The sequence below is a fragment of the Microvirga sp. genome, from assembly GCF_014699075.1.
Taxonomy (GTDB): Bacteria; Pseudomonadota; Alphaproteobacteria; order Rhizobiales; family Beijerinckiaceae; genus Microvirga.
Map to the genome: position 1 here is coordinate 1 of NZ_JACXAB010000014.1, position 14,632 is coordinate 14,632.

Here is a 14,632-nt window from a genome sequence, read left to right on the forward strand (position 1 = left end):
ATCCACCAGCCGCCGCGCCCGCGCAGGCTTCAGAGCTTTTTTGACAGCACGTCCTGCAGCATGGCTTTGTCGAGCGAGAGGTCGGCCACCATCTGCTTCAGGCGCCGGTTCTCCTCCTCGAGCTGCCTGAGGCGGCGCACCTCCGAGGGCATCAGCCCGCCATACTTCTTGCGCCAGCGGTAGTAGGTCTGCTGCGAGATCCCGACCTTGCGGCAGACCTCCTCGACGCTCACGCCGTCATCGACCTGCTTGAGCAGGACGGCGATCTGCTGCTCTGAGAACCTGGACACCTTCATGGCCTTTCCCCTTCTCCCAGCCGGGAGACATTACGGGAAAATTCCCACTTTGGCCGGTCCAGTTTCCAGGGAGAAGGTCACCTCCAAAGAGTGCCGCGAGCATCAGCGAGGCCACGACCAGTGGCAGCCCTGATTGCTGCATGCCGATACGGTCTCTGAGCAGGGCTCCTGGAGCCGTATGGACATCTGTGGCGTACAAATCTTTCAGAGTGGAAGGATCCTTAGGCTGCCATGTCGCCAAGAAGCGAGCGACGACCCGAGTCGTATAGGCGGTGAACGGTGGAACCGAGACATAGACGCACCAGAACGCTATGTGCCCCGCCATAGTTTTGGCAGGGCTGCTGAGGATGGGCAGGCATCCGATCCAGACGATGAGCAAGGCCCCTGCCAAGAGCCAGTACCAGGTCTGGTGCGCGGCGCGATCTGGCACGAGCGGAGCATACCCGTCTTGAGAGCCTCCATCGTTCGAGAAGACCTGGATAGGGACCATAGCCACGTAACGGCTGGCGATCAGGTCGGAGACTGCGGACAGACAAACCATTCCTGTGAAGGCTGCCCAGTCTCCAAAGAGTGCAGCGGTGGGCAGCAGGATAAATGTGGTGACCCACCGACGGAGGAACAGTTCGAGATAAGGCACTTCGGGCTCCGGGGCGGACACGGCTCTCTGTGGTGCGGCTAGCCTGTAAGCGCAGAGACCGCTGAAGGATCGGTCCAAAGCTCCAAAATGTCACTTCAGCCGAACAGCCTAATCTCGATAATGCCCTTTATGGAATGCGGCCTGAAAACGGCAGAGTAGGTTTCCGGTGAGCTCGAAGTTGGGAAATGCCCATAAAGATTAGAGCAGCCAAGGTACCACCAGGAACTCCATACCTAGATACAGATCCGAGCCCGTCTTGAAGACATGAAGGTGCATCCCCAAAAGTGTTACAGTGCTGCCTTCATGTGAGGCGAGCATGTACGAAGGCGTCGATACGACGACTATGCACACAAGGGCACCTATGAAAGCGCCCAGAGCCATTCCTTGAATGACTCCATCCTGCCGGATCCGCTTGAGCCCACGCGCTAGCGGCACCCCGACCAGAGGCAGTCCTATCACGGCGATGGGCAGCACTATCTTGAGCCACGCGATGAGTCTCCCCATGAAATCAGGAGTGCCGTGAATGAGCAACACAGATACGGTACTGTAAATGATCGCCCCAATGAGAGCCGCTAGGATCGCTTCACTGAATGTATAACGGGGTGAGGTTTGCTTCATGCACGGCCACTCTGTGAACGGAGACATTACAGAAGATCCGGCCTAAGTTGCCGAATGTCACTTAGGCCGTGCAGCCTATTACGCAGAAGCCTCTTTACCAGACCGGCAGACGGCTAAGGTCAGGGCAGGAGGGTCAAGAAAAACTCGAAGATGTCACTAGGGTGGGTGCCCCGCAATTTCGGCCATCCAAAGATCCAGGCGAGCAGGGAGTACACCGAGGCTAAAGCGACAAGGACAAACAAGCCTAGGATCAATCCAAGGACGAACCCCCAAAACGATCCTAAGACAATGCCAAGCCAGATCCCGAAGCATGAGGCAAACAATCCAATGCCAAGGAAAATCAAAAGTGTGGCTTTGGAGCGGCTCATTCGGCGGTGGTGTCGCAGGAGTAGGTCATGTCGTTCGTGTGGCGCGCGAACATGAACGGGAGGCTGAATTTGGTTGCGAGCACTCCCACAAACGGAAGATCCGACAGGTGTTATATCAGGTATAGCGTAGCAGCCGGCTGCGGAGATGAACGATTTTGCAGCCGACCGCCTAACCTATACGCCTATCTCAGATGAGCAGGCTGCCATCGCCAAAGGTCTGCCGCCCCTCATAGATGCCGAACTGCAAGAAATGCTGGAGTGGGTTCACTCCTGCTGCAGCGACATCTGTATACGCAGCAAGATAGTCGGTGGTGTCGAACGCTACGGACGGGTCTCGACCTTCTCGGGCTCCGAATTGGAAATAGTGGTCCAGCGGGTTAACTCCAGCCGCAGCTACATCGGTGTAGACCTCAAGATAAGCGCTTGTGTTGAAATAGGAGTTTGGGTCTCGGCCCTCTTTGAACCCGAATGTGTTGAAGTGGGATAGAGGATCAACGCCCGCTGTGGCTACATCGGGGTTCACCGCAAGGTAAAATGCTCTATCGAAGCCTTGAAACACCTCATTGCTCACAGGCCGGAGAGCGTCACCCTCGGATGGAAGCGCCCGACCAGCTCCTCCTTCGGCAAGAACTGAAAGTGCGAAGGTGACACCAACCTCCTTAAGTTCTCCTGAGCCAACCGGTAGGATACCGATGTAACCGCCAGTTCCGTCCACTTCGCCAGGCGTACCTTGCCCTACGCCCGAAAGTACGTTGGCCCCATGCACCACGTATTCGCGAAGAGAAAGAGGGCCGAGGTCCGCGAGTTCTTGATCTGAGAGGTTATAGCTTACAGCGTACCTGATCGTCCCATCTGGAGCTGTTGGGAACGGGGTCAGTGATTTGATCACCGGGCCGTATGTATTCAGCCCCTCTGCAAGCTCAACATATCCATCGCCATCTCCGCCAAACTCAGGTCGGTCAAATGCGATCGTGGGCGTACGGGCCTTGATGTCATCTGAGAGAAAGCCATGGATGTGTTGCGGATGGATCTGACCCGGCGTCAAACCAGTAGCACCAACAAACACAGTGAGTTCGTTTCCGTTCAAGGCAGCGACGACTGAGCCGTCAACACCGGTTGCGTTAAGATCTACTAGGTCAGCAAAATACAGCTGATCAGCCGACATGACGTCGACTTGGGCTTCCGTGATGAAGGGTGTTCCGTGTGCCATTAATTTTCCTCCCGCTTTGGGGTTTGATGGGGGTTATCCCAACTGGCGGGGAAGACTCTAGGCATTCGAATATGTCCACAGAACTGAACTTAAATTGATCAGTGTTGTACTTGAAGTTACTGTTAAGTTATTGTTGGCGTAGTCAGCAATTCGGGAGCTGCAACTTAATTGAGTTCACGCCTCTCCGATCAAAGGACGTGCAGGGGGAAAGGTGAAGAGAGCCTATCGCTCCCGATTTTTATCAAAGGCCCGCAGATCGAGGTAATTTGCCCCATTGCTGCCCTTGAACCCAGCGCTCCAAGGTTCAAAAGATCAAGCCTGAGATGGGAGATGTCACCTAGGCTTGATGGCCTAGTCGCCAGACGCTCATCCCCGCTCTCCCTCCAGAGAGAGGGCGCGGCCACGCACTTCCATGATCCGGTCGAACTTTCGTTGGCCAAGTGCTCGAACATCGGGCCGCTCGTCAGCCATGAGCAGACGCGCCGTGTGCTCCAGCGGGCCATAGCGGTCGGTCAGGATCGCACCGTATTGGATTGCGAGAGCCTTCTTGCTCTTAGCGATATCGAAGTGAACCCAGGAGGCTTGCTTATGCTTCCCGAAGGACAGGGTAGGGTGGCCTGGATCCACTTCCGCTGCACGCCGATCCGATCCACCATGGCCAGCAATTCCTCCAGGGTGTCAGCCCAGAGGTGGCACATCTTCATGTTGCCGAAGCCGTGCTCAACATCATCAACATAGACGGCCATCTATGCCGCCCTCCCGATGTCGAGAGGGGTCGAAGCGCTAACCCAAATGTCTAAACAGCCGTAAAACAGCTGTCTAAACGGAAGATCCAGATTGTGAGAAAAGAGAGCTAAGCCCTTGAAAATGAAAGTGGCTGGGGGACAAGGACTCGAACCTTGACTAGCGGAGTCAGAGTCCGCTGTTCTACCATTAAACTATCCCCCACCGAACCATCTGATTTATAAGCTGTTTCTGTACTGTGCCCTGAGGCAGCGACAGTGGCGCCCATCAGCGTCTGTGGTGGCGCTGAAATAGGGGGCTTTTCCCGCGGCGTCAAGCCTCGAAATCGCCGTATGTCCGGCACTTTGACCCGTCCGGCTCATGCCGGGGCTCCGCGATATTCGAAGCGCGCAGCATTGCTGTGGCAGTCTGCCTTTTGACGTACGTTCCGTTGTGTCCCGCAGGGAGCGGCGTGCTAAATCGCACAGCTTGACGCTGAGATAATGCCTAAAAGCGCTTCACCCGAACAGGAGTGTGATACATCCTGATGTAAATATTCGCATAATAGGATGATTGTACTCCTTGTTTCATGTAGAGTTGCTTTATCGGCGCGCGGATATTATTGCGGAAGCAATTGAATCAGCTTTGATTGAATGGGGAGAGGAAATATTTCATGGCTGGAATTACACTCGATCGGGATGGCAACGCCGTCGGAACGTCCCGGGCCGATTCGATCTCTGGCAGTAGCAAACCGAATATCCTGGGTGGGCTCGGGGGCAACGATACCCTGAGGGGACTGGGCGGCGGCGACATCATCGATGGCGGGTCGGGGAACGATAATATCTACGGCGATGGCGGCAATGACCTGCTGAGCGGTGGTCTCGGTCGAGACACCATGACCGGCGGCTCGGGCTATGACTTCTTCGCCTTCGAATCTCGGCTGTCGAAATCAGCCATCGACACCGTCACGGATTTCAGCGTGAAGTACGACACGATCATGCTCTGGAAGGGCATCTTCAAGGTTGCGGCCTCGTCGAATGGCCTGATCTCGTCAGCCGCCTTCTGGGCCGGGTCGAAAGCGCACGATCGGAGCGACCGCATCATCTATGACAAGAACTCGGGGGCGCTCTCCTACGATCCCGATGGAACTGGGGCGAAGGCCGCGCAACAGATCGCGACTCTCAAAAAAACCTGAAGATGACCCACAAGGATTTCTTCATTTTCTGATTGATCCGGCGCCGAACGCGTTGAGCGCAGCTTGGCAAAAAGCCAGGGGTCCAGACGGGTATCGCGTCCGTCCCTGGTCAATCCATGGCGCCGCCTCCGGGCGGCGTTTCCATGTCGAGGCCGGCTCGCGCGGCGGCCTCGTCCTCCGCATCCGCTGCATCGGCGGCGATCCGCTCGTAGCGGTCGAGCGCCCCCTGCAGGATGTAAGCCGCGGCCATCTTGTCCACTGCGTCGGCGCGCTTCGCCCGGGAGGCGTCCGCGTCGAGAAGCGTGCGGGTCACCACCATGGTGGACATGCGCTCGTCCCAAAACATAACGGGCATGGGCAGCAGGGGCTTCATGTTCCGGATGAAGGCTCGGGTCGCCTGGGAGCGGGGGCCCTCCGTGCCATCCATGTTGAGGGGCAAGCCAAAGACGAGCCCCCCGACCTCGTAGCGGGCCGCGAGTTCCTTGATGCGCCCCACATCGGGGGTGAACTTCACCCGTTTGATGGTTTCGAGCGGCGTCGCGATCCGGCGCTCCACGTCGGAGAGGGCAAGGCCAATGGTCTTGGTGCCGAGATCGAGCCCCATGAGGCGGGCGCGCGGAGACAGGCCGTCAATGAAGGCGACCAGTTCATCGTCCTTTGAAATCATGAGGCCTCCTCGTGCGCCTGCCGCAAAACCCGCAGTATAGAGGAAGTCGCCCGGCGTCGAGGCGGGAATCTTTGGTCTATCTGATGTCCCGCGAGGTCATCCCCGGTGCCTCGAAGGAGCCGGGCATGGCAATCCGCGTCTAGGCGGCGCTGCTCGTCAGGTCCGGGGAGGCGGGAGCCGGGCTCGTGGCGCCTGTTGGTTGCGGCAGGGCTTCGCCGGTGCGCCGAAACAGCTGGCAGAACTCGCGGACAAGATCGAGGGACACGGGTGAGCCCGCCTCGTGCCGCGCATCGCCGGGCTCGCGGACCGTGAGGCGGCGGCCCTGGCCTGCGTCCACATAGAGAAGGTGGTTCTCGCCCAACTCCTCCACCAGCTCGACCCGGCCGCTCAGCACTCCCTCAGGACTGATCCTGAGATGATCCGGCCTGATGCCGAGAGTGACGGCTTCCCCTTTCTGCACACCATCCGGCTGGACCGGGACCGCAAGGGTGCCGCCGCCGGGCAGGCTCACCAGCACTTCGCCGGGGCCGACGCCGGCAACCTGACACTCGATGAAGTTCATCTGCGGCGAGCCGATGAAGCCCGCGACGAACAGATTCGCGGGACGATGGTAGAGCTCGAGCGGGGTGCCCACCTGCTCGATGCGGCCCGCATTGAGCACCACGATCCGGTCGGCGAGCGTCATCGCCTCCACCTGGTCGTGCGTCACGTAGATCATCGTGGCGCGTGTGTCGTTGTGGAGCTTGGCGATCTCGATGCGGGTCTGCACGCGCAGGGCCGCGTCGAGGTTGGAGAGCGGCTCGTCGAAGAGGAACACCTTCGGGTCGCGCACGATGGCGCGGCCGATGGCAACGCGCTGGCGCTGGCCGCCGGAGAGCTGGCGCGGCTTTCGGTCGAGGAGTGCCTCGATCTGCAGCAGGCGCGCGGCCTCGCGCACCTTGGCGTCGATCTCGGCCTTCGAGGATTTCGCCAGCTCCAGGCCGAAGGCCATGTTGTCGTAGACGTTCATATGCGGGTAGAGCGCGTAGGACTGGAACACCATGGCGATGCCGCGCTTGGCCGGCGCGAGGTCGTTCACCCGCTCGCTGCCGATGAAGAGGTCGCCCGTCGTAACGTCTTCGAGCCCTGCGATGAGGCGAAGCAACGTCGATTTCCCGCAGCCGGAGGGACCGACGAAGACCACGAACTCGCCGTCGCGGATGTCGAGATCGACGCCGTGGATGACCTTCGCCTTACCGAAAAATTTCTGGACGTTCTTGAGGACGACATCAGCCATGCATGATTTCCCGGATTAGCCTTTCACCGCCCCGGCCGTCAGGCCCGCCACGATCTTGCGCTGGAACGCGAGCACGAGCGCGATGATCGGCACGGTCACGATCACGGACGCCGCCATGATCGTGCCCCAGGGCAGCTCGTAGGCCGTCGAGCCCGTCATCAGCGCGATGGCAGGCGGCACGGTGCGGCGCTCGTTGGTGAGCGTGAAGGTGAGGGCGAACAGGAACTCGTTCCAGGCGACGATGAAGGCGAGAAGCCCCGTCGTCACCGCGGCCGGTGCCATGAGCGGCAGGAACACGCGCCTGACCACGATCCAGGGCGTCGCGCCGTCGACATAGGCCGCCTCCTCGATTTCCTTTGGCAGCTCGCGCATGAAGGTGGTGAGCACCCAGATCGTGAAGGGCAGGGTGAGCATGAGATTGGCGAGGATCAGGCCCGGCAGGGTGTTGTAGAGCCCGAGGCTGCGGATCAGCTCGAACATGCCCGACAGCACGGCCACCTGCGGGAACATGGAGACTGCAAGGATCGTCATGAGCAGGAGCGCGCGGCCGCGAAAGGCGATGCGCCCGAAGGCGTAGGCCGCCGTCATGCCTAAGCCCAGCGAGATGGCGACCACGGTTCCTGCAACGAGGATCGAGTTGAGGATATTCTGGCCGAACGGCTGGCGGTCGAAGACGGCGATGTAGTTCGACAGGTCGAAGCGCTCCGGCCAGTAAGCCACCGTGAAGAGCTGTGCGCCGGATCGGAAGGACGAGACGATCGCATAATAGAGCGGGAAGAGCGCAAAGACCCCGATGGCAACGACGAGAAGCCAGAAGCCGATGCGGCTGAGGATTTTCATCGCGGATCCTCCCCGAGGCGCACGCGTCCCGCCGCCAGGGTGATGACGACGATCAGCGCGATGATGAGGAAGATCAGCGTGGATGCGGCCGAGCCCAAGCCGACCTCCTGGAAATCCACGAGCTGCTGGCGCGCATAGATCGACATGGAGGCCGTGTCGCGCGAGTTCGAGGTCAGCACATAGATGAGGTCGAACACGCGAAGCGCATCGAGGCTGCGGAAGATCACCGCCACCAGCAGTGCCGGCTTGATCAGCGGCAGGGTGATGCGGAAGAACACGCGGGTGGGGGACACGCCGTCCACCTTGGCGGCTTCATAGATATCCTGTGGCAGCATCTGCAGGGCCGCCAGGATGAGCAGGGCCATGAAGGAGGTGTGCTTCCAGACGTCTACCGCGACGGCGGCCCAGAGGGCCGTATCCGCATTGGCCGTCCAGGTCATGGGCGCGGCTATCAGGCCAGCGCGCAGGAGCATGTCGTTGATCACGCCGAACTGGTCGTGCAGCATCCAGTTCCACATCTTGGCGGACACGATGGTTGGGATCGCCCAGGGGATGAGGATGATGGCCCGCATGAGCCCGCGGCCCGGGAAGGCGGCATTGAGGATCAGCGCCACGACGATCCCGAGCATGGTCTCGATGGATACGGAGACCAGGGTGAACCACACCGTGTTCCACACGGATTGCCACCAGTCGGGATCGGTCAGAAGCCCGAGCCACTCGCCGTCGTAATTGGCGAGATAATTCTCGAACCCAATGAACTCGTAGTCGCTGAGGTTATTCAGGTCCGCATCGGTGAAGCTGAACCAGATCGTCCGCGCCAGAGGCCAGCCGGCGATGAGCGCGAGGATGATCAGGCTCGGTGCTATGAAAGCCCAAGCGGATCGGATGCGCGAGCGCGTCAGCGACGAGCGGCGCCCCCGTGCCGTAGCAGGCACGGAGACGTCTGCTTGGGCAACGGCGCTCGTCATGCTTACTTCCAGCCGTCCCGCTTGATCCGCTTCAGGTCACGGTCGAGGCGGTTGAGCGCCTGGGCTGGTTCGGCCCGCTTCGACAGCACCTGATGCACCGCGTTGAAGAACTCGGTCGAGACCTTGTTGTAGTTCTGGCCCGTCGCTGTCGCGGGGCGCGCCACCGCATTGGTGAACACGTCCACGAGATCGCCGATGAACGGGTTGGCCCTGGCGATGTCCGCATCGCTGTAGAGAGACACGATGGTCGGGTTGAAGGAGCCCTCGACCGCACGGCGCTTCTGCTCGTCCTGTCCGGTGAGATACAGCACGAGATCCGTCGCGGCATCGGCGTTCCTGGAATATTTGGACACGGCGAGAAGCTGGCCGCCGAGGGTGCCGGCGTTGCGCCCGCCGGCGCCGCCCTTCGGGAGCGGCGCGATGCCGACCTTGCCCTTGATGGTGCTGTCGGCGCCTTGCGCCAGCGCCCAGGCATAGGGCCAGTTGCGCATGAAGGCGGCGTTGCCGGACTGGAAGACGCCGCGCGATTCCTCTTCCGTGTAGTTGAGTACGCCCTCCGGCGTGATGGTGCCGACCCAGCCGGCGGCGGCCTTCAGGGCTTCCGCGGCTTTCGGATTCTCGATGGTGATGTCGCCCTTGTCGTCGATGATGGCCCCGCCGCCGAAGGAGGCGACCCATTCGAGTGCGTTGGTGGTCAGGCCCTCATAGGCGCGGCCCTGCCACACATAGCCCCAGAAGTCGCCGCGCCCCTCCTTGCGCTCCCCGTCCTGGATCAGGCGGGCAGTCTCGGTCAGGTCGGTCGAGGTTTGCGGCACGGGGCGCTTGTACTTGTCGAGCAGGTCCTGCCGGTAATAGAGCAGGCCCGCATCGGCGAACCACGGCATGGCCATGAGCTTGCCGTTGACCCTGCTCGTCTCGACCATGGCGGGCAGGTGATCGTCGATATCCGCCTGGCCCTTGGCGGAGAGGTCCATGAGGTGATCGGACAGGATGCCGGTCCAGACCACGTCGATCTGAAACACGTCGATGTCGGAGGCGCCGGCCGCCAGAAGCTGCTGGTAAAGGGCGAGGCGCTCCGTGGCGGAGTTCGGCGTCGAGACGATCTTGACCGTGTTGCCGGTCTTCTTCGCCCAGGCATCGACGCCCTGCTTGCAGATTTCGTATTCCTTGCCGAGCGCGCTGCACGAGATGGAGATTTCCACCGCCCAGACACTCGTCGAGGCGAGGATTCCGGCGGCAAAACCGAGGCTGGCGATGAGGCGTGACATGGCTATCCTCCTGCAGGCTTGATGTTTATTGCTTAGCTTCTAAAACCCGGACCTTCGGTTTTGTTCCTCTGGAACATGGTCAGCGGCTGAAGCCGCTCCATTTCATCTTTCCGAAAACGAGGGAATTTCCATGAAGATCACGTGGTATGGCCATTCCGCCTTCCGGCTCGACTTCGCCGGCAAGGCCGTGCTCATCGATCCCTTCTTCACCGGCAATCCCGCTTTCGAAGGCGACAGGGCGAAGATCACGGAGGGCGTGTCCCACATCCTCCTCACCCACGGCCATGGGGATCACGTGGGCGATACCCTCGACATCGCCAAGGAGACGGGCGCCAAGGTCGTGACGAATTTCGAGCTGTGCATGTATCTGGCCAAACAGGGCTTGGAGCACTTCGACCCCATGAACACCGGCGGCACGACCGGGCAGGGCGGCTTTACCGTCACCCTGGTGCGGGCGGATCACTCATCCGGCCTCGTCGAGATGGACGTGAACTTCCCCCTCGGCAGCGCCAACGGGGTCATCGTCAAGGCACTGGACGAGCCGACAATCTATCATATGGGCGACACGGACATTTTCGGCGACATGGCCCTGATCGCCGAGATCCACAAACCCGACGTGGTGATCGTGCCCATCGGCGACCGGTTCACCATGGGCCCCGAGGTCGCGGCGCTGGCCGTCGAGCGTTATTTCAAGACCGCGAAGGCGGTGATCCCCTGCCACTACGGCTCCTTCCCGATGATCCTGCCAAACGCCGACCGCTTCGTGGCGGCTATGGACGGCAAGGGCGTTCAGGTGGTGGTGCCGCATAAGACGGTGGGCGTGACGGTCTGATCGCCCAACTCACCACTGTCATTCCGGGGCCGCGCAGCGGAGCCCGGAATCCATAACCACCACATCTCAGAAGGGAGCGTCGGAGTCGCGCCTCCTTCTGTGTCCTCAGCGTTTATGGATTCCGGGCTCGGCCCTTGGCCGCCCCGGAATGACAGCGGAGCCCACATCCGCCGTTGCTCCCCGGCGCGACCGGGTGCTATAGCCCGGCCAGCAGATTTCCAAGGGGTATGACCATCTATGTCGGTCGATGAGAAAACGGTCCGCCGCATCGCCCATCTGGCGCGCATTGCCGTGACGGATGAGGAGGTGCCTCATCTCCAGGGCGAGATCAACGCCATCCTGTCCTTCGTGGAGCAGCTCAACGAGGTGAACGTGGAGGGCATCGAGCCCATGACCTCCGTGACGCCCATGGTGATGAAGAAGCGCCAGGACGGCGTGACCGATGGCGGCTATCCGCAAAAGATTGTCCAGAACGCCCCCGCCACGGAAGACAACTTCTTCCTGGTGCCGAAGGTCGTTGAATAGCACCGTCATCCCGGCCGAAAGAGCCGGGATCGCGCAAACCAGTTATTTCTTCCAGACGATCCCAGATCGCGGCTCCGCCCCGTCCGGGATGACCAGGATGCTCCCGTGACCGAACTGACCCATCTCACGATCGCCGAGGCCCGCGACGGCCTGCAGGCCAAGACCTTCTCTGCCACCGAGCTCGCGCAGGCTCATGTCGACGCTATTGAGAAGGCAAAGGACCTCAACGCCTATCTGACCCCCTCGCCGGAGCAGGCGCAAGCCATTCGCGAGAAGACTTTCGCCATGGCCAAGGCGTCCGACGAGAAGATCGCCAAGGGCGAGGGCCGCCCGCTTGAGGGCATCCCGCTCGGCATCAAGGACCTGTTCTGCACCGAGGGCGTCGTCTCCACGGCCGGCTCGAAGATCCTCGGCAACTTCACGCCGCCCTACGAGTCCACCGTCACCCGGAACCTCTGGAATGACGGTGCCGTGATGTTGGGCAAGCTCAACATGGACGAGTTTGCCATGGGCTCCTCCAACGAGACCAGCGCCTACGGCCCTGTGGTATCGCCGTGGCTGCGCGGAAACACGGACCCCCATGAGGCAGCTCGCACACTTCATTCTGCAGCTGTGAACCTGAAGATGTTTGGCTCGCTGTCAGCAGCAGCTGAAGGCGGCGCATTCACGAACTTGCTCGTCCCCGGCGGCTCCTCGGGCGGCTCGGCGGCTGCCGTTGCGGCCCATCTGTGCCTCGGCGCCACCGCCACCGACACCGGCGGCTCGATCCGCCAGCCGGCGGCCTTCACCGGCACGGTGGGCATCAAGCCGACCTATGGGCGCGTCTCCCGCTGGGGCACCGTGGCCTTCGCCTCGTCGCTGGACCAGGCCGGCCCCATCACCCGCACTGTGCGCGACTCGGCCATCATGCTGCGCTCCATGGCGAGCCCCGACCCGAAGGACACCACCTGCGTGGACCTGCCCGTGCCGGATTTCGAGGCGGCTATCTCCCGTGGTGTGAAGGGCCTGAAGATCGGCATTCCCAAGGAATACCGGATCGACGGCATGTCGCCCGAGATCGAGGGGCTCTGGCACCAGGGCGCCGAATGGCTGCGCGCGGCCGGCGCCGAGATCGTCGAGGTATCGCTGCCGCACACCAAGTACGCGCTGCCCGCCTATTACATCGTGGCCCCGGCCGAGGCGTCCTCGAACCTCGCCCGCTATGACGGCGTGCGCTACGGACTGCGCGAGAATGGCCGGGACATCGTTGATCTCTACGAGAAGTCCCGTGCCGCCGGTTTCGGCCGCGAGGTCAAGCGCCGCATCATGATCGGCACCTACGTGCTCTCGGCCGGCTATTACGACGCCTATTACGTCCGGGCCCAGAAGCTGCGCACGCTCATCAAGCGCGACTTCGAGGAGGTCTATGCCCAGGGCGTCCACGCCATCCTGACGCCGGCTACCCCGTCGTCGGCCTTCGGCATCGGCGAGAAGGGCTCGGGCGATCCGGTCGAGATGTATCTCAACGACATCTTCACCGTGACGGTGAACATGGCGGGCCTGCCGGGCATCGCCGTGCCGGCCGGGCTCGACGCCCAGGGGCTGCCGCTCGGCCTCCAACTCATCGGCCGCGCCTTCGACGAGGAGACCCTCTTCGCCGCCGGTCAGGTGATCGAGGACTCCGCCGGCCGCATCAAGCTGCCCCAGGCCTGGTGGGCGTAAGCGACGTGGGACCGACCGTTCCCGTCGTCACCTTATGGGACTGGCTGCCGGCCGCCTTCGATCCGGTGCTGATCCTGATTGCGGTCTGGCTCGGCTGGAAAGCCGACCAGTTCGGCAAGGTGCTGATCATCGGCATGATCGCCCTGGCCGTGTCGGTGCTCGTTTCCTGGGGCATCAGCAGCTTGGGGATTCCCTGGATCGCGCCCGTGAGGTCCGACGGGCTGACCCTTTTTCCCGTCCGCTTCGTGGCCGCCATGCTCTGGGCGAGCGGCGCCTATGCCGCCCGCCGGCTGGCGAAGAGCTAGGTTTCAGCCAATCCGGCACCTGAACCGGCTGGATTACCGAGCGCCGTGCCGATCTCGGCCAGAGTGACCTTCTCGGCATCGCTGACGGCCACCCCGCCGAAGCCGAGGAACCCGCCTTCCTTGCCGGCTTCGGCCGATTTTTGGGCTACGCTCAGCAGCCACGACTTGAAGGCCGCGGCTTCGTCCGGCGCTTTGGCATCGAGAAGGCTGGATACGGCACGTAGCTCGTCGACGGCCTTGCGCTTCACGTCGGCGAACTGGCTTCCCTTGAACTGCGCCTGGAACGAGGTGCGCACGGCATCCCGGGTTTCCGAATTCGTGATGTCTTCGACGACCGCCTTCACGAGGGGAGCCGCCTGGGCGTTCTGCTTGGCCTCCACGAGCGCCCAGCCGCTGGACATCGACTCCTGCAGCAGGCTCCAGAGCCCGCCGGGATCCGACGCCGTGATCGCCATGCTGGCCACGACGGGGCTTGCGACCAAGCGGGACCATTCCTCAGGGGTGAAGCTCGATTTGTTGGCCATCTCAAGGCTCCTGATGTGCTGCCGGGTGGGAAAACTCCCAGACGCAACCGCTCAAGCTTGCGATTGGTTCCTCGTCAGGGCCGGTGGCGCCGGGCCCAAAAAGGAATGGGCCCGACCGTGAGGTCAGGCCCATCCCGCGCAGTGAAACGCGAGACGCTAGATTACTGCTGCGGAGCGGGAGCCGCCGGGGCTGCCGGAGCCGGGGTGGTCGGGGTCGCCGGAGCGGTCGAGGAACCGCCGGTGGCGCCGGCACCCGTGCGCGGTGCAGAGCTTTCCGTCTGAGTGCCGGTGCTGCCGGTCGTGCTCGGCTCGTTGCTGCCGCCATCATAGAAGAGGAAGGCGAGCAGACCCAGAGCGATAACAAGACCGCCGATTACATAAGCAAGCGTGTTCGAACCGCGACCGGTGTTATCGTAGACGTTGGTCTCACGATTGTAGACGTTCGGTTCGCGATCCATGGGATCCATAGCCATTTTGAAACTCCTTGACCGTTTTACCTCCCGAACAACGCCGTATGTGGGATGGGGTTTCATCGGAGCGTGGCAATTATTATGGAAAACTGTGCATAAATTGTTTCTGATCTTAACGATCGGGTCATCACCCTGAACGCCCGTTCATCTTGAAAGGGGTTGACCGGTTCGAGCGCCGCTCGTACTTCGAGCAGGAAATATAAGAGATT

At 61.6% G+C, this 14,632-nt stretch carries 15 protein-coding genes, 1 tRNA gene and 2 pseudogenes; 5 read left to right on the plus strand and 13 right to left on the minus strand.

The annotated features are described in order from the left end of the window. From IC232_RS18115 to IC232_RS18135, 6 genes and pseudogenes are all read right to left on the minus strand, one after another. Window positions 1–296 (minus strand): annotated as a pseudogene (locus tag IC232_RS18115) (transposase); the annotation flags it as partial. A gap of 835 nt (window positions 297–1,131) precedes the next feature. Further along, on the minus strand, window positions 1,132–1,551 hold the full coding sequence (locus IC232_RS18120) for a hypothetical protein (protein WP_190846389.1): 420 nt from the start codon (window positions 1,549–1,551) through the stop codon (window positions 1,132–1,134). Between the two features lie 555 nt (window positions 1,552–2,106). Continuing rightward, on the minus strand, window positions 2,107–3,129 hold the full coding sequence (locus IC232_RS18125; RefSeq protein WP_190846390.1) for a hypothetical protein: 1,023 nt from the start codon (window positions 3,127–3,129) through the stop codon (window positions 2,107–2,109). A 366-nt stretch (window positions 3,130–3,495) separates the two neighbouring features. After that, entirely contained in the window at window positions 3,496–3,756 is a 261-nt protein-coding gene (locus tag IC232_RS33095; protein WP_312895197.1) for a hypothetical protein, read from the minus strand. A 47-nt stretch (window positions 3,757–3,803) separates the two neighbouring features. Next, window positions 3,804–3,875, minus strand: a pseudogene (locus tag IC232_RS33100) (DUF4031 domain-containing protein); the annotation flags it as partial. 128 nt (window positions 3,876–4,003) lie between these two features. After that, a tRNA-Gln gene (locus IC232_RS18135) sits at window positions 4,004–4,077 on the minus strand. A gap of 448 nt (window positions 4,078–4,525) precedes the next feature. On the opposite strand from IC232_RS18135, the gene IC232_RS18140 reads away from it, so the two are divergent. Further along, a complete protein-coding gene (locus tag IC232_RS18140; RefSeq protein WP_190846391.1) occupies window positions 4,526–5,047 on the plus strand; it encodes a calcium-binding protein in 522 nt (173 codons plus the stop codon). A 109-nt stretch (window positions 5,048–5,156) separates the two neighbouring features. On the opposite strand, the gene ruvX is transcribed toward IC232_RS18140, so the two are convergent. The 5 genes from ruvX to IC232_RS18165 form a co-directional block, all read right to left on the minus strand. Further along, window positions 5,157–5,714: a Holliday junction resolvase RuvX gene (ruvX, locus tag IC232_RS18145; protein WP_190846392.1), complete on the minus strand. Its 558-nt coding sequence runs from the start codon at window positions 5,712–5,714 to the stop codon at window positions 5,157–5,159. Between the two features lie 139 nt (window positions 5,715–5,853). Beyond that, window positions 5,854–6,990, minus strand: a complete 1,137-nt coding sequence (locus IC232_RS18150; protein ID WP_190846393.1) for an ABC transporter ATP-binding protein — start codon at window positions 6,988–6,990, stop codon at window positions 5,854–5,856. 15 nt (window positions 6,991–7,005) lie between these two features. Next, window positions 7,006–7,830 (minus strand): carbohydrate ABC transporter permease, encoded by an 825-nt coding sequence (locus tag IC232_RS18155; RefSeq protein WP_190846394.1) that lies wholly within the window; start codon window positions 7,828–7,830, stop codon window positions 7,006–7,008. After that, window positions 7,827–8,798 carry a carbohydrate ABC transporter permease gene (locus tag IC232_RS18160; protein WP_190846395.1) on the minus strand — a complete coding sequence of 324 codons (972 nt, stop codon included), beginning with the start codon at window positions 8,796–8,798 and terminating at the stop codon, window positions 7,827–7,829. Before IC232_RS18160 ends, IC232_RS18155 begins: the two co-directional genes overlap by 4 nt. Window positions 8,799–8,800: 2 nt before the next feature. Beyond that, entirely contained in the window at window positions 8,801–10,066 is a 1,266-nt protein-coding gene (locus tag IC232_RS18165; RefSeq protein WP_190846396.1) for an ABC transporter substrate-binding protein, read from the minus strand. 130 nt (window positions 10,067–10,196) lie between these two features. Between IC232_RS18165 and IC232_RS18170 the strand changes: the two genes are divergently transcribed. The 4 genes from IC232_RS18170 to IC232_RS18185 all read left to right on the plus strand — a co-directional run bounded on the left by IC232_RS18170 (window position 10,197) and on the right by IC232_RS18185 (window position 13,429). Beyond that, window positions 10,197–10,898: a metal-dependent hydrolase gene (locus IC232_RS18170; protein WP_190846397.1), complete on the plus strand. Its 702-nt coding sequence runs from the start codon at window positions 10,197–10,199 to the stop codon at window positions 10,896–10,898. A gap of 237 nt (window positions 10,899–11,135) precedes the next feature. Beyond that, the gene (gatC, locus tag IC232_RS18175; RefSeq protein WP_190846398.1) at window positions 11,136–11,423 is read left to right on the plus strand and encodes an Asp-tRNA(Asn)/Glu-tRNA(Gln) amidotransferase subunit GatC; all 288 of its coding nucleotides are present in this window, start codon (window positions 11,136–11,138) and stop codon (window positions 11,421–11,423) included. A 105-nt stretch (window positions 11,424–11,528) separates the two neighbouring features. Beyond that, on the plus strand, window positions 11,529–13,124 hold the full coding sequence (locus IC232_RS18180; RefSeq protein ID WP_190846399.1) for an amidase: 1,596 nt from the start codon (window positions 11,529–11,531) through the stop codon (window positions 13,122–13,124). 5 nt (window positions 13,125–13,129) lie between these two features. Continuing rightward, window positions 13,130–13,429, plus strand: a complete 300-nt coding sequence (locus IC232_RS18185) for a hypothetical protein (RefSeq protein ID WP_312895192.1) — start codon at window positions 13,130–13,132, stop codon at window positions 13,427–13,429. Here IC232_RS18185 and IC232_RS18190 read toward each other — a convergent pair. Both IC232_RS18190 and IC232_RS18195 read right to left on the minus strand, forming a co-directional pair. After that, entirely contained in the window at window positions 13,426–13,953 is a 528-nt protein-coding gene (locus IC232_RS18190; RefSeq protein WP_190846401.1) for a hypothetical protein, read from the minus strand. The two genes, IC232_RS18185 and IC232_RS18190, sit on opposite strands and share 4 nt — an antisense overlap. 161 nt (window positions 13,954–14,114) lie before the next feature. Further along, window positions 14,115–14,426 carry an LPXTG cell wall anchor domain-containing protein gene (locus tag IC232_RS18195; protein ID WP_190846402.1) on the minus strand — a complete coding sequence of 104 codons (312 nt, stop codon included), beginning with the start codon at window positions 14,424–14,426 and terminating at the stop codon, window positions 14,115–14,117. Window positions 14,427–14,632: the final 206 nt, after the last annotated feature.

Coding starts and splice junctions, on each gene's coding strand:
- IC232_RS18140 (WP_190846391.1), top strand. CDS start 4,526: ATGGCTGGAATTACACTCGATCGGGATGGCAACGCCGTCGGAACGTCC.
- IC232_RS18190 (WP_190846401.1), bottom strand. CDS start 13,953: ATGGCCAACAAATCGAGCTTCACCCCTGAGGAATGGTCCCGCTTGGTC.
- IC232_RS18120 (WP_190846389.1), bottom strand. CDS start 1,551: ATGAAGCAAACCTCACCCCGTTATACATTCAGTGAAGCGATCCTAGCG.
- IC232_RS18150 (WP_190846393.1), bottom strand. CDS start 6,990: ATGGCTGATGTCGTCCTCAAGAACGTCCAGAAATTTTTCGGTAAGGCG.
- IC232_RS18160 (WP_190846395.1), bottom strand. CDS start 8,798: ATGACGAGCGCCGTTGCCCAAGCAGACGTCTCCGTGCCTGCTACGGCA.
- ruvX (WP_190846392.1), bottom strand. CDS start 5,714: ATGATTTCAAAGGACGATGAACTGGTCGCCTTCATTGACGGCCTGTCT.
- IC232_RS18195 (WP_190846402.1), bottom strand. CDS start 14,426: ATGGCTATGGATCCCATGGATCGCGAACCGAACGTCTACAATCGTGAG.
- IC232_RS18155 (WP_190846394.1), bottom strand. CDS start 7,830: ATGAAAATCCTCAGCCGCATCGGCTTCTGGCTTCTCGTCGTTGCCATC.
- IC232_RS18125 (WP_190846390.1), bottom strand. CDS start 3,129: ATGGCACACGGAACACCCTTCATCACGGAAGCCCAAGTCGACGTCATG.
- IC232_RS18170 (WP_190846397.1), top strand. CDS start 10,197: ATGAAGATCACGTGGTATGGCCATTCCGCCTTCCGGCTCGACTTCGCC.
- gatC (WP_190846398.1), top strand. CDS start 11,136: ATGTCGGTCGATGAGAAAACGGTCCGCCGCATCGCCCATCTGGCGCGC.
- IC232_RS18165 (WP_190846396.1), bottom strand. CDS start 10,066: ATGTCACGCCTCATCGCCAGCCTCGGTTTTGCCGCCGGAATCCTCGCC.